The following is a 12,899-nucleotide window of genomic DNA, read 5'->3' as shown; positions in this document are numbered from 1 at the left end:
TGGTCGTCGCTCCGGGCCACAGCGCGACTAGGCTGGCGGCGCTCGGCGCTCGGCGCGAACCGATAGCCGCCCGCCGCGCCGCTACAGCATGATGAGGCTGATCACCCAGACCGCCGCGAACGCCGAGACACCCTGCACGAGCGTCGCGGGCGTGAGCGTGCGGTACGCCGTCGCCGTTGGGATGCGGCTGAACTGCGAGACGACCCAGAAGTAGGAGTCGTTTGCGTGGGAGACCACCATCGCGCCAGCGCCGATCGCGAGGACGGACAGCACCGCACCGACGTCGCTGCCGAGGCCGAGGGCCGGGAGCAGCGGCAGCAGCATGGCGCTCGTCGTGACCATGGCAACCGTGGAAGATCCCTGCGCGGTTTTCAGCGCGGCCGAGATGAGGAACGGGACGGCGATTCCGATGCCGAGCGTCGCGAGGTTGTCTGCGAGGAACGTCGTGATGCTGCTCTTGCCGAGCACGCCGCCGAACGCCGCGCCTGCCGCGGTGATCATGAGGATCGGTGCCGCGATCGTGATGCCGTCAGCGATCTGCGTGTTGAAGCGCACAAGCTTGCCGTTGCCGCGGAGCAGGAAGACCGCAGAAATGAGCCCGATTGCGAGCGCGATGACGGGGGTCCCGATGAAGTTCAGCACGTTCGCCGCGACGCCATCACCAAACGGCAGCGCGGGGAGCTTCGCGATCGACGAGAGGCAGATGAGCAGGATCGGGATGAGGATCGGCAGGAAGGCAACAAACCCGTTGGGCAGTTTGCCGTAGGCGGCCTTGAGCTCGTCGTAGCTCTGCTCGACCTCACCCTCGGGCATCGGCAGCAGTTCAATGTCTCGCTTGAGGAAGCGGTTCGCGAACAGCAGCGCGGCGAGCGCGGAGACCGCCGCGACGATGAGGCCGAGGCCAATGAGCAGGCCAAGCTGCGACTCGACCTCGAGGTTCGCGGCCGCCGCGAGCGGACCCGGGGTTGGCGGTACGAGCGTGTGCGTCGCGTACAGGCCCGTCATGAGCGCGATCGACATCGCAACGAGCGACACCTGTGCGCGCTTCGCGATGGCTTTCCGCAGCGAGTTGAGGATCACGAAGCCCGAGTCGCAGAACACGGGGATCGACACGATGTAGCCGATGACCGTCATCGTGAGCGTTGGGAAGCGGGTGCCGATGAGCTTGATGAGCGCGTCGGCCATCGCGATCGCCGCGCCAGATCGCTCGAGGATCACCCCGATCATCGTGCCGAAGAGGATCACGAGCCCGATGTTGCCCATCGTTTTGCCGAAGGACTCCGTGATGGTCGGGATGATCTCGTCGACCGGCAGCCTGAACGCGAACGCTCCGATGAAGGCGGCGCCGAGCAACGCAAGGAAGGGGGATATTTTGAACTTGGCTGTGACCAGGACTATCCCGGCAACCAGTACCAATAGCACGATGAGATCGAGCACGGTTTTCTCGCTTTCGTAAGTGACGACAGTGTCTGTAGAGGATTCGGTTCGCTGACGGCGGTGTCAGCTGGTGAGTTTGGGGGGGCGCGGCAAGCGCGGCGACCTGCGCGGCGGTCTCCGTGATGCGGCGTTCGGTGTGTGCGACGAGGTCGGACAGGCCCGTTGGGCCGGCGGCGATCGAGAACGCAGCCGTAATTCCGGCGTCTCGACACTCCGCAGCGGTGAGCGCGACGGAGCCGGCGATCACCACGACCGGTACACCGGCGGGTAGGGTGCGAACGACGAGGTCCACGACCTTGCCGTTCACCGATTGGCTGTCGAGGCGGCCCTCACCGGTGAGCACGAGGTCGGCGCCAGCGAGCAGCGCGGGCAGACCGATCGCGTCTGAGACGAGGTCGGCGCCAGCGATCGTCTCGGCCGAAAGCAGGGCAACTGCGGTGAGCGGGATCCCCCCTGCCGCACCGAAGCCTGCGCGCTGCGTGTATTCGGTCGCCGCGATGCCGTTGCGTTCGGCAAGGAGCGTCGCGAGGTGCGCGAGCCCAGCGTCGATGACCGCAACGTCTGCCTCGGTCGCTCCCTTTTGTGGCCCAAATACCGCCGCAGCGCCCTCCTCGCCGCACAGCGGGAAGCCGACATCCACGGCGATCCGCCACGACGCGGCGCGTGCGCGCGGATCCAACCCTGAATCGTCAATCGTCTCGATGCTGGCGAGGCCGGCCGCTCCGGGAGCGACGTCGCCACCGTCGGCACCGAGGAAGCGCACGCCGAGCGCGCGGAGGATGCCGGTTCCGCCGTCGCTCGTCGCCGACCCTCCGACGCTCAACAGCATCTCGGTCGCGCCGCCGTCGAGTGCGGCGAGGATGAGTTCGCCGACCCCGAACGTGTCTGCGTCGAGCGGCCGGAGCGGCTCGTCGCTCACCCACGGCAGTCCGTTGGCCTCGGCCGCCTCAACCATCGCCGTAGAGCCGTCGGCGCTCACCCCGTAGCGGGCAAGCCGGTCACGGCCGAGCGCGTCGTGTACGCGCGCCTCTCTGGCCTCGACGCCCCACGCGGTGAGCAACGCGTCGAGCGTGCCCTCCCCGCCGTCGGCGAGGGGGATCGCCACATAGTCTGCGGTGTCGCCGAACACGGCACGCGCACCGGCGATCATCGCCCGCGCGGCGTCGTCGCCCGAGCAGCTCCCCTTGAATGAATCGGGGGCTGCGACAATCACGGGGCGATCTTTGCCAGGCATGCGTTTCAGCATAGGAGCGATGCCGGAAGTGGGCTAGGTGCGGATCGCACCTATTTACTGGCGCGATCCGCCCGAAATCTGTGCAGAGTGCACTAGGCTCGCGGTGCGTTGCGCGTATTCTTCGTCGGCGGCGAGCGCGAGGGCGAGCACGGCCGCCTGTTCCGGCACGCGCAGGTCAAAGCCCGTCCGTTCCGCGATCGACTGCAACCGTCGCCTCACCGTGTTCCTGTGGGTGTAGTTCGACCGCGACAGTTCAGCAGCAACACCGGACGCGAGATACGCCGCGAGCGTTTCCCGCTCCGCCTGAGTGACCTCCGCAAGCACCGAACGCAGGCTCGCTGCCGCACCAGGGGGCAGCTGTGCCGCGGCAAGCCTGAGATGCAGCGAACTCGCCGCCATCACCGCGTCACCGCACAGCTCGGGCCTCGCGGAGAGCAGGGCAAGGTTCCCCGCCTCACGCACGAGTTCCTCTGCGCTGCGACAGATTCCGCTGTGAACAACGCCTACCCCGGGAAGGAGGGCAGCTATCCGCTCGGCCGCAACGGCCGCAACGGCGCGCGCACCGCCCTCACCGCGCACGTCGCTCACCAACACCCACAGCACCCCGCGGAGCGAACCGACGACGGCGGCCCCGCCAAGGGTGCGCCTGAGGCGCACCGCGGCGCCCTCATCGAGTGCGCCTTCCCCTCGCGCGCCCGCCATGCAGGCGGCGAGCAACCACGGGCCTTCGAGTGCGGGGAGGCGCTGCCCGAGCATGCCAACGGCATCACCGGGCCGCGAGCCGAACAGGAGCCGCGCGAGCACATCGCGATCCGCTGCGTCGCGCCGCGACTCACCGACGAGCTCGGCCTCTCGCTCGAACAACAGCGCGATTGTGAGCACCAGGACGGGAGCGAGGGAGCGCACCTTCGCGGGCTTCCCCGTCACGCCGACAACCCCGATGACCTTGCCGCGGTATTCGAGCGGCAGGTTCACTCCCGGACGCTCGCCCGAGCGCGCCGAATCAGCGTAGACGCTCACCACCTCATTCTTCGCGGCCGCCTCGCGCGCACCGGGGTGCAGCGTGCCAACGCGGCTCACGTCGCCCGAGGCAATAATGAACCCCTCAGCGTCCATGAGGTTCAGATTCTCCTGAAGCGCGGGGGTGAGCTCATCGACGATGCGCTGCGCGAGAGCTGCGCTCAGGTGGATCCGCGACGCTCGCGCTTCCCCTGGCACGCGGCTAGACCTCGAAGTCGACCCCGGCGCGGCCGGCGGCGCGCTCCTTCACGAGGGCGACGACGGCGAGGTGATCGGGGTGCGTCGCGTAGACGTCGAGCGCGTCCCTGTCCTCGTGGTCGCTTACGAGCACAAGGTCCCAGTTCGCTTCGGCGTTGAGCTCGTTGAGGTGCACGTCGAGCGCACGAATCCCCGGGACGGTCGCGGGGAGCGCACGCAGCGCTTCAGCGATCTCCGTCGCCTGGCGCGCGCGATCGGCAGCGGTCTCGCCGTTCATCTTCCAGCTCACAATGTGGCGTACTGCCATGATGACTCCTTCGTTGTGCGGGCGATACCGACGTTGCCTCCTGGCTACGCGGCGGGTGTGGATCGGGTGCGGCGGCTACCTGCGCCAGAACGACAGCTTAGGCTTTCCGGCTGCGCGCCGAACAGCGGCCTCGAACTTCTCGGGGTCGACCCGCCAGATTGCGTGCCGCTTCTCGCCGACACGCACGACGGGGATCTCCTCAGAGTGCAGCCGGGCGAGCGCCTCGTCCTGCAGTATGTCGAGTTCAATGAACTCAGTCGCAATTGCGTCAGCGGCCAGGCCAGCGCGCACCGACTCGATCGTCTCGCGCGCGTCGTCGCAGAGATGACAGCCTGGCTTTCCGATGAGGGTGATGCGTACGGGTTCCACGGTTTCAGTCTACGGCGCTGGCCGGTGCTGCCGTTCGCTTCTCTGCCGCCGCCCCCGTTGCAACGTCGAGCGCCGCTCGAACCGACGCTTCGAGCTGGTCAGGGGTCGACGGCCGCCCCGAAACGAAGGCCCGGACGTACACCGTCCCGACGAGGGTTTCGATGACGGCAAGCGGATCCACGCCGGCCGGTATTTCGCCGCGTTCAACCGCACGCGCCACAATCGCGCCCCCGGCTTCGAATCGCTCGTTCCAGAATCGGGCGCGTGCGCGCGTTGACTCCTCGTTTGAGCCTTCGAGGGCCACAGCAAACTGGAAGATGCGTCGCGTCGCGTCTTGCTCGAGGAGACCTGCCACGTTCTCGAGGAGGGCGCGCAGGTCGGCCTCGAGGTCGCCTCGGTCTGGGATCGGGTTCCGCTCGCTCGCATACGCAGTGACCGCAGCCAGCACGAGGTCGACGAGCGAACCCCAGCGGCGGTAGACGGTGGTTTCGGCGACCTCCGCCTCCTCTGCGATGCGCTTCACGCTCATGGTGGAGAGGCTCTCGGTCGCGAGCTGCGAGAGGGTGGCCGCGAACACCCGCTCTTGAATGCGCGCGGATCGACCGCCTGGCCGTGGGACCGGTGTGGGGTTCAGCTGGGAGCGCATGGCACCAATTCTAGAACGCCTTATTGCAAGTTTACTTGCAATAAGGCTAGCCTGTTCGCAGCAGAAAGGACGCCAGATGACACAGCACCTCCCCCTCGTCACGACCATCAACGGGGAACCAGTAGACCGAGACCGCGTGCTCGCCTGGGAACTCGGCCGCCAGCAGCGCGTGCTGCGACTCCTCGGGTCGCCAGCAACCAGCGCAGAGCTCAGCGACGTTGACGCGCTCCGCACGCGCCTGTTCGACCTCAAGCGATCGATCGGCGCGGCGGCATTGCAGCAGCGCATCGCCCCGCGCATTCGACTGAGCAACGCAGGCATCGCGGTTGCCACGAAACTCTCCGCCGGCAGGCGGATCGCGAGCACTATCCGCGTTCAGTCACCGACGGGCTCAGCGGAAGAGTTCGCCGAGTGGATGAACGCAGAGTCGGCAGAACCCGATTCCGATGCGATGCTCGCCGCGTGCCCGGACCATTTCTTCATCGGCGAAGACGAACTCGGAAGGCAGCAGGTCATCGAGACCACGGGCGGATCCCCGCTCCCCACTGAGTTCTTCATCGACTACAGCGATATCTCGTCGCTCACCACGCAGGCATCGCCAGACTTCCCGCGACAGATCGCGGGAGTGGCGCGCACCGCGGCCGGCCAGCCGATTGGCGGGGTCCGCCACCAGTTCCGAAATCTGCCAGGGGGCGGCTTCGAGTCGTGGAACACCGTCGAGTTCCCAAGCCTCGTTGGGAAAAGAATGGCGGGCGCGCACCGCTGGCACCTCGCGTGCGAGTTCGGAAACTGGATCGAATTCCAGCAGTTCGGCCGCTAGCGCACGGCCGCCGTGGCCTGCGGGCGTCGCCCATCGAAGTGCTTTGCGCACACCCTGGGGCCGCGAAGTGCATGCCATGAGTAAACCAAGAAACAGAAAAGGGCACCGAGCCGAAGCTCGGTGCCCTTTGTCACTTGCCGCTTGCGCGGTGGTGTGACTACTTCTTGTTGCGGCGCTGGTGGCGCGTCTTACGAAGCAATTTGCGGTGCTTCTTCTTCGACATGCGCTTGCGGCGCTTCTTGATTACTGAACCCATCAGTTACCTCACGTCTCTAGGGGCCGTACGGGGCCTAACCGTAACGTGGCCCACAAGATCAACAGTCTACAACGCCTGAGAGGCTCGCGCGAACTCGCGAGCTACTCTCGCAGCTTAAACCGAGCTACGAGCTCCTTCACGCGGTGCTCTGCGACCGCCGCTGCGCGACCGATTCGCTCCACAGCGACCGTCGCTTCCTCGGGCAGAACCGGCTCCCCGTTCTGCAATCCCTCAGGCCCTGTAAGGGTGGATCCGTTGCCGTCGAGGTATTCAACGGTCACCTCTGTATCGAACCCGGCCGAGAGAAATGGGATCACGAAATCCTCAACCATTTCGAGCGGCTCAGCGTTCAGCGAGTAGAACCGGTGTTGGCCCTCCTCACGCACCGTGACCAATTCTGCGTCGCGAAGCACCTTGAGGTGCTTCGAAACTGTAGGCTGGCTGATCTCAAGCTGGTTCACGATTTCGGAGACACTCATCTCTGCTTCGTCGACGTGGCGTCCGAGCAGCACCTGCAAGATGTCACGTCTCGTCGCGTCCGCGATCACTCCGAAAATGTCTGGCATAGACACCAGGGTATCCCGCCCAGTGTGTAGCATGACAACATTCACCCTCACCGTTCGCTGAAAGAAGGAGATGTGAGCTCAAGCGCGCTAGCCAATAGGGCTCCGTTCCAAGGCAATCGACAGTCATGGTTCCATGCACTCGTCCACACCACACCGGCCCGCTTCGCGATCTTCGTCTTCACGAGCCTCGTCGCGATCTGGACGGCGCTGCTTGCGCTCCCCATCGCGAGCGCGACGGGAACCGTCACCCCACTGGCTGACGCACTCTTCACCGCCGTATCAGCGATCTGCGTCACCGGGCTCTCGACAGTGGACATGGCGACCCAGTGGTCGCTGTTCGGTGAGATTGTCATCCTGCTCGGCATTCAGATCGGCGGCGTCGGCGTGCTCACGATCGCCAGCCTCCTCGGCCTGACGGTCACCCGCAGGCTCGGACTCAGGCAGCGCCTGCTCGTCGCCAGCGACACGAACCCGAACCGGACGGCGCGCGGCGCGTCCGAGAGCCAGGCTGTCGGCCTCGGCGACATCGGCGGCCTCCTTGGCGCGGTAGCGGTCAGCCTGCTGGTCATTGAGGCCGGGCTGACCCTCCTCATCACCCCGCGGCTCATGGCAGACGGCATGGATTTCTGGCACGCGCTGTGGAACGGCTTCTACCTCGCGGCATCCGCGTTCACGAACACGGGGTTCGTGCCGCTCGCCGGCGGGCTCGAGTCGTATCTCGGCGACTACTATCTGCTCACCGTTCTCGCCCTCGGTGTGTTCCTCGGCAGCATTGGATTCCCCGTCATCTTTGCGCTCTACCGCTATGTGGTGAAGGGCTCCCCGAAGCGCCGCCACCTCGGCCTGCACGCGAAGCTCACGCTCGCGACCACGCTCATCTTCGTCATTCTTGGCTGGCTGCTCATCACCTCGCTCGAATGGAACAACCCGGCAACGCTCGGCGCCGAACCAGTCGGCCGCACGCTCTTTGACGCCTGGTACATGTCGATCATGACCCGCTCAGGCGGCCTCGGCATCATCGACCCATCGGAGATGAACGGCTCGACGCGCCTCGTGCTCGACATGCTCATGTTCGTCGGCGGCGGTTCGGCGTCGACAGCCGGCGGCATCAAGGTCACAACGATCGCGGTGCTGTTCCTCGCGGCGTACGCGGAGGCCCGCGGCTACCAAGACATGCAGGCGTTCGGCAGGCGCATCCCGACCGAGGTGCTCCGCGTCGCGGTGTCCGTGCTCATCTGGGGTGCGACGATCGTACTCATCTCGACAACAGCGATCATGCACATCGCCGGCACGACGCTCGATGAGACACTCTTTGAGGTGATCTCCGCCTTCGGCACTTGCGGGCTCAGTACCGGCCTGTCTGAGGCGCTGCCAGAACCCGGCAAATACATACTCGCTGCGACGATGTGGGCTGGCCGTGTCGGCACCGTCACGCTCGCCGCTGCCGTAGCGGCGACGAGCCGCTCCCGACTGTTTAGATTCCCTGAGGAAAGGCCGATCGTTGGTTGATATTCGAAGTGATGCCCCCGTCATCGTGATCGGGCTCGGCCGGTTCGGCGCCTCGACCGCCGGCCAGCTCGACAGGCAAGACCGAGAGGTCCTCGTCGTCGACAACAACGCCGAGCTCGTGCAGAAGTGGTCCGATCGCGTGACGCACGCGGTGCAGGCCGACGCCCGCTCGATCGAGGCGCTGCAGCAGATTGGTGCGGACGAGTTTCAGATCGCGGTCGTCGCAACCGGTGCCTCGATCGAATCGAGCGTGCTCATCGCCGCGAACCTCGTTGACCTCGGTGTGCCCCAGATTTGGGCCAAGGCAATCTCGCACTCGCACGGAAAAATCCTTGAGCGGATCGGCGTGAACCACGTCATCTACCCGGAGCGGGAGGCCGGCGAGCGCGTCGCACACCTGCTCTCGGGGTCGATGCTCGACTTCATCCAGTTCGACGACAACTACGTCATCGCGAAGATGTATCCGCCGCGTTCGGTGCGCGGACGCAGCCTCCGCGAGAGCGGCGTACGAACCAGATACCGCGTCACCGTGGTCGGCGTGAAGACGCCGGGTGAGCCGTTCACCCACGCGACGCAGGAGACGGTGATCTCCCCCCACGACCTCATTATCGTTTCGGGCACGGCGGCCGACGTGGAGCGCTTCGCGACCATCGGCTAGGTGCGCGGCGGGACGCCCGCACGTCGCTGCGCGGCTGCTTTGGCCGCCCGCGCGTCGCAGCGGCAATATCTCAGTGATCTGCAGTAACGATGCAAGAAACTGCGATTTTGGGCCTTACTTGCGAGGATCCCAGAGTTACCAAGGGGACCCCAGAGCTACCGAGGGGACTCCTGAGCTACCGGGGGGACTCCTGAGCTACCGGGGGGGGGGCGCCGCGCCCGTACCCACGCGCGCCCCCGGCTCGGGGTTATTCGCCGCGTTCGAGCTCTTCTGAACGGCGCACGTTTGCGGCGAGCGCCCGGTCGAAGAGCTCTCCCCAGCCGGCATCCTGCAAGACGATGACTGCCTGTTCGGTTGTGCCCTTCGGGCTCGTGACGTTGCGTCGCAGCTGGCCGGGTGCCTCGCCGCTCTGCACGAGCAACTCCGCCGAGCCAGACACCGTCCCGTTGACGAGCACGCGCGCCTGCTCAGGGGTGAACCCCCTGCGGATCGCGGCCGCCGTCATTTCTTCGACGTAGAGGAAAACGTATGCTGGCCCCGAACCGGACACTGCCGCGACGTCGTTGATCTGATCCTCACGCACGACGATCACGTCTCCGACGGTTTCGAAGAGTCGGCGAACGGTGTCGACCGCTTCAGGCGACGCCGAGGCGCCCCCTGCGACGCCTGTGACGCCGCGGCCGAGGTGCGATGGGGTGTTCGGCATTGCGCGTACCACCTGGGCCTCGGGAAGCTCGGCTTCGATCTGTGCGCAGGAGACTCCTGCCGCGACACTCACCACGATGGTGCCAGGCGCGACGTCGCCGGCAATGCCCCTGGCGACGTCCGCGATCATCCATGGCTTCACCGCGAGCATCACAAGCTCGGCGTCGCGCACCGCGATGCGGTTCGCGTCGGGCTCGGTCTCCGCTGCGTAGGCTACAACATCGTCTGCGTCTGCAAACTCGGCCGCGCTTGCTGCGGAGTTCGTGGTCACGGTGATGGGCTTCGCGATGTCCACCCCAGGGCTCCGAAGGCCGGCAAGGATCGCACCCCCCATCGATCCGACTCCGATCATTGCGGTGCTTGGAAGGGCTATGTTCTCGGGCTGCGTCGTCATGCACTCCAGTCTGCCCGAGATTGGGGTTCTCCCGCGCATAGTCTTCGCGCTTTCTGTGTCATCGGCGCGACACCCTGGAAAAGCATGCGCTGCCGCATACACTTGAGGCCGAAGGGCATCAACCCAGGAGGCATCATGAGCAGTGAAGGTGGCAAGCGCGCAATCATCGCCGCGCTCCTCGCGAACGTCGGCATCGCCATAACGAAGTTCATCGCGTGGGCACTATCGGGATCCTCGGCGATGCTCGCGGAGGGCGTGCACTCGCTCGCGGACTCAGGCAACCAGCTGCTCCTCCTCCTCGGCGGCCGCAAGTCGCGTCGCGCACCAGATCGCGAGCACCCATTCGGGTACGGCAGGGAACGCTACATCTACGCGTTCATTGTCGCGATCGTCCTGTTCACCGTTGGTGGCCTGTTCTCCATCTGGGAGGGCATCTCGAAGATTCGTGACCCCCACACCATCGCCATGTGGTGGCTGCCACTCGTCGTGCTCGCAATCGCGATCGTGCTGGAGAGCTTCTCGCTGCGCACCGCGGTCAAGGAAAGCCGCCCGCACAAGGGCATCTCAACGTGGATGACGTTCATTCGGCGCTCGAAGTCGCCCGAACTCCCCGTGATCCTCCTCGAAGACTTTGCCGCGCTCGTCGGCCTCGTCTTCGCGTTCCTCGGCGTCGGGCTCACCGCGCTGACCGGGAACACTGTCTTCGACGCGTCCGCAACGATCCTCATTGGCGCGCTACTCATTGCCGTGGCCGTCGTGATCGGTGTCGAGACGAAGAGCCTGCTGGTGGGCGAGGGCGCGACCGAGGAAGACGTGAAGAAGATTCAGTTTGCCCTCGCAGACGCGAAGGAAATCGACCGGATCATCCACATGAAGACCCTCTACCTCGGCCCGGACGAGTTGATGGTCGGAGCGAAGGTCTCTCTGCCGGCGAACACGACGATGAGCGAAGTCTCCCTCATCATCAACCTCGCTGAGCGCCGCATCAGGGAGGCTGTGCCCGCCGCACGCGTGATCTACATCGAGCCGGACGTGTGGCTCGACCCGAACCTGCCGACACCGACGACGAGCTCGATCGTCATGCTCTCCAGCGACTAACCGCGCGCGGCACAGATGGTACTCATCGACGACCCGAGCTGGCCCGCCCACGGCAAGCTGTGGGCGCATCTTGTGAGCGATGACAATCTCGCCGAGCTGCACGCCTTCGCTGCCGAGAACGGGATCCCGCGCCGCGGCTTCGACATCGATCACTACGACGTGCCAGCGGACATGCACGCCGCTCTCGTCGCTGCCGGGGCCACACACGTCGGTGGCCGCGAACTCGTTCGCAGGCTCATCGCCTCTGGGCTGCGCGTGACTGGCAAGCAGCGGCGCGAGCTCTAGCGGCGCGAGCTCTAGCGGCGCGAGCTCTAGCGGCGCGGCCTCTAGCGGCGCGGGCTCTAGCGGCGCGGGCTGGGGGCGCACGCACGCGCCGCAGCGTTCAGGCTGCTTTGCCGAGCGTTCACTGCGCGGCTACCCGGTGGCGGTCTTCCGTTTCCGTGACCTTTCTAGTGTTGACCCGTCAGCTCGGGGAGCGCTTGAGCGGGTGGGCACATACGCCCTTCCGTGAGCTCTCCGTCGCACAGATGAAAGGTTCACAGTGACTTCACGCGCATTCTTGCGACCGGCGCTCATCACCGCCGGCGCCCTCCTGCTGACCGGCACGCTCGCGGCGTGCTCGACCGGTGCTCCCGCCACTGAGGGAGGGGGATCCGCCACCGACGCAGCAACCGCGACAAGCGCGGAGGACTTCGGCGGGATCGAAGGACTCGTCGCCGCAGCGCAGGAAGAGGGGCAGCTCAACGTTGTTGCCCTCCCGGAAGACTGGGCGAACTACGGCGAGATCATTGCCGGCTTCGAGGAGAAGTACGGGATCACCGTAAACTCGGCAAACCCTAACGCGTCTAGCGCGGAAGAGATCCAGGCAGCGGAGAACCTCAAGGGGCAGGACACCGCACCGGACGTATTCGACCTCGGCTCGGCCGTCGCGCTCGCGAACACCGACAAGTTCGCCGCGTACCAGGTAGAGAACTGGGACGACATCCCCGCCGAAAACAAGGAAGCCTCCGGGCTCTGGGTGAACAACTACTCCGGCATCATGTCGCTCGGCTACGACGCAGACAAGTTCGCTGAGCCCAAGGCGCTCTCGGATCTGCTTGGCGCCGACTTCAAGGGAGCGGTTGCGCTCAACGGCGACCCGACGCAGGCGGGTGCGGCCTTCGCCGCAGTGGGCTGGCTGTCAGCGCTCAACGGCGGCGGCGTTGACGATTTCGGCCCTGGCGTTGACTTCGCGCAGGAGCTTCGCGACGCAGGCAACTTCCTCACACTCGACCCGACACCCGCCACGATCGCTTCGGGCGAGACCCCGGTGGTACTCGACTGGTCGTTCAACAACGCAGCTGCCGCGGCCGACAAGCCCAGCTGGAAGACCACGACTATCCCGGGGCCTGTCTACGTGTCGTTCTACAACGAGGCGATCAACAAGGACGCCCCGAACCCCGCAGCGGCACGCCTCTGGCAGGAGTGGATCTTCTCGGATGAGGCGCAGGCGCTCTTCCTCGAGGGGAACGCCGTCCCCGTGCGCATCGAAGCCCTCACGCAGGCGGGCACCGTCGACGAGAAGCTCATCGAGCAGGCGACGTTCGGCACGGACTCCGCCGATTGGGTCTCCCCAGACCAGGATCAGGTTGACGCGGCGAACGCGCTCCTCGCCGAGCGCTGGGCGGCCGTCGTCAAGTAGC

14 protein-coding genes and 1 pseudogene are annotated in these 12,899 nt (G+C 66.0%); 6 read left to right on the top strand and 9 right to left on the bottom strand.

Translation table 11 applies throughout. From position 1 onward, the window contains the following. Positions 1-81: 81 nt before the first annotated feature. The 6 genes and pseudogenes from SD72_RS10925 to SD72_RS17430 all read right to left on the bottom strand — a co-directional run bounded on the left by SD72_RS10925 (position 82) and on the right by SD72_RS17430 (position 5,211). Complete coding sequence (locus SD72_RS10925) at positions 82-1,437, bottom strand: GntP family permease (protein ID WP_042544483.1); 1,356 nt, start codon at positions 1,435-1,437, stop codon at positions 82-84. Positions 1,438-1,588: 151 nt separating this feature from the next. Next, positions 1,589-2,587, bottom strand: a pseudogene (locus SD72_RS17435) (glycerate kinase); the annotation flags it as partial. Between the two features lie 138 nt (positions 2,588-2,725). Further along, entirely contained in the window at positions 2,726-3,889 is a 1,164-nt protein-coding gene (locus SD72_RS17000) for a CdaR family transcriptional regulator (RefSeq protein ID WP_052492617.1), read from the bottom strand. Positions 3,890-3,893: 4 nt separating this feature from the next. Next, the gene (locus SD72_RS10905; RefSeq protein WP_042544480.1) at positions 3,894-4,196 is read right to left on the bottom strand and encodes a Dabb family protein; all 303 of its coding nucleotides are present in this window, start codon (positions 4,194-4,196) and stop codon (positions 3,894-3,896) included. A gap of 75 nt (positions 4,197-4,271) precedes the next feature. Next, complete coding sequence (locus SD72_RS10900; RefSeq protein ID WP_042544479.1) at positions 4,272-4,565, bottom strand: glutaredoxin family protein; 294 nt, start codon at positions 4,563-4,565, stop codon at positions 4,272-4,274. 4 nt (positions 4,566-4,569) lie between these two features. Continuing rightward, positions 4,570-5,211 carry a TetR/AcrR family transcriptional regulator gene (locus SD72_RS17430; RefSeq protein ID WP_198141943.1) on the bottom strand — a complete coding sequence of 214 codons (642 nt, stop codon included), beginning with the start codon at positions 5,209-5,211 and terminating at the stop codon, positions 4,570-4,572. 76 nt (positions 5,212-5,287) lie between these two features. Here SD72_RS17430 and SD72_RS17985 point away from each other — a divergent pair, with 76 nt between their 5' ends. Further along, on the top strand, positions 5,288-6,031 hold the full coding sequence (locus tag SD72_RS17985; protein WP_042544478.1) for a hypothetical protein: 744 nt from the start codon (positions 5,288-5,290) through the stop codon (positions 6,029-6,031). 157 nt (positions 6,032-6,188) lie between these two features. Here SD72_RS17985 and SD72_RS17425 read toward each other — a convergent pair whose 3' ends face one another. Continuing rightward, positions 6,189-6,287 (bottom strand): 30S ribosomal protein bS22, encoded by a 99-nt coding sequence (locus tag SD72_RS17425; protein WP_005504750.1) that lies wholly within the window; start codon positions 6,285-6,287, stop codon positions 6,189-6,191. A gap of 101 nt (positions 6,288-6,388) precedes the next feature. Beyond that, positions 6,389-6,853, bottom strand: coding sequence for an ArsR/SmtB family transcription factor (locus SD72_RS10885; protein ID WP_042544477.1), 465 nt, complete (start codon positions 6,851-6,853; stop codon positions 6,389-6,391). Between the two features lie 168 nt (positions 6,854-7,021). Between SD72_RS10885 and SD72_RS10880 the strand changes: the two genes are divergently transcribed. Together SD72_RS10880 and SD72_RS10875 are read left to right on the top strand one after the other, a co-directional pair. Continuing rightward, the gene (locus SD72_RS10880; protein ID WP_042544518.1) at positions 7,022-8,362 is read left to right on the top strand and encodes a TrkH family potassium uptake protein; all 1,341 of its coding nucleotides are present in this window, start codon (positions 7,022-7,024) and stop codon (positions 8,360-8,362) included. Beyond that, positions 8,355-9,020 (top strand): potassium channel family protein, encoded by a 666-nt coding sequence (locus SD72_RS10875; RefSeq protein WP_042544476.1) that lies wholly within the window; start codon positions 8,355-8,357, stop codon positions 9,018-9,020. The genes SD72_RS10880 and SD72_RS10875 overlap by 8 nt, the downstream gene beginning before the upstream one ends. Before the next feature lie 247 nt (positions 9,021-9,267). Here SD72_RS10875 and proC read toward each other — a convergent pair whose 3' ends face one another. Beyond that, a complete protein-coding gene (gene proC, locus SD72_RS10870; protein WP_042544475.1) occupies positions 9,268-10,119 on the bottom strand; it encodes a pyrroline-5-carboxylate reductase in 852 nt (283 codons plus the stop codon). Between the two features lie 135 nt (positions 10,120-10,254). On the opposite strand from proC, the gene SD72_RS10865 reads away from it, so the two are divergent. The 3 genes from SD72_RS10865 to SD72_RS10855 all read left to right on the top strand — a co-directional run bounded on the left by SD72_RS10865 (position 10,255) and on the right by SD72_RS10855 (position 12,898). Further along, positions 10,255-11,217 (top strand): cation diffusion facilitator family transporter, encoded by a 963-nt coding sequence (locus tag SD72_RS10865; protein WP_042544474.1) that lies wholly within the window; start codon positions 10,255-10,257, stop codon positions 11,215-11,217. Positions 11,218-11,232: 15 nt separating this feature from the next. Then, a complete protein-coding gene (locus SD72_RS10860; protein ID WP_042544473.1) occupies positions 11,233-11,502 on the top strand; it encodes a DUF4031 domain-containing protein in 270 nt (89 codons plus the stop codon). Between the two features lie 256 nt (positions 11,503-11,758). Continuing rightward, on the top strand, positions 11,759-12,898 hold the full coding sequence (locus SD72_RS10855) for an ABC transporter substrate-binding protein (RefSeq protein WP_084767149.1): 1,140 nt from the start codon (positions 11,759-11,761) through the stop codon (positions 12,896-12,898). Position 12,899 lies beyond the last annotated feature (1 nt).

It is taken from the genome of Leucobacter komagatae, from assembly GCF_000834055.1.
GTDB lineage: Bacteria > Actinomycetota > Actinomycetes > Actinomycetales > Microbacteriaceae > Leucobacter > Leucobacter komagatae_A.
This window is presented reverse-complemented; position numbering and strand designations above follow the sequence as displayed.

What these genes read in the sequence shown, in the direction of transcription:
- SD72_RS10905 (WP_042544480.1), bottom strand. Translation starts at nt 4,196, where the DNA reads ATGGCAGTACGCCACATTGTGAGCTGGAAGATGAACGGCGAGACCGCT.
- SD72_RS17430 (WP_198141943.1), bottom strand. Translation starts at nt 5,211, where the DNA reads ATGCGCTCCCAGCTGAACCCCACACCGGTCCCACGGCCAGGCGGTCGA.
- SD72_RS17985 (WP_042544478.1), top strand. Translation starts at nt 5,288, where the DNA reads ATGACACAGCACCTCCCCCTCGTCACGACCATCAACGGGGAACCAGTA.
- SD72_RS17425 (WP_005504750.1), bottom strand. Translation starts at nt 6,287, where the DNA reads ATGGGTTCAGTAATCAAGAAGCGCCGCAAGCGCATGTCGAAGAAGAAG.
- SD72_RS10885 (WP_042544477.1), bottom strand. Translation starts at nt 6,853, where the DNA reads ATGCCAGACATTTTCGGAGTGATCGCGGACGCGACGAGACGTGACATC.
- proC (WP_042544475.1), bottom strand. Translation starts at nt 10,119, where the DNA reads ATGACGACGCAGCCCGAGAACATAGCCCTTCCAAGCACCGCAATGATC.
- SD72_RS10865 (WP_042544474.1), top strand. Translation starts at nt 10,255, where the DNA reads ATGAGCAGTGAAGGTGGCAAGCGCGCAATCATCGCCGCGCTCCTCGCG.
- SD72_RS10860 (WP_042544473.1), top strand. Translation starts at nt 11,233, where the DNA reads ATGGTACTCATCGACGACCCGAGCTGGCCCGCCCACGGCAAGCTGTGG.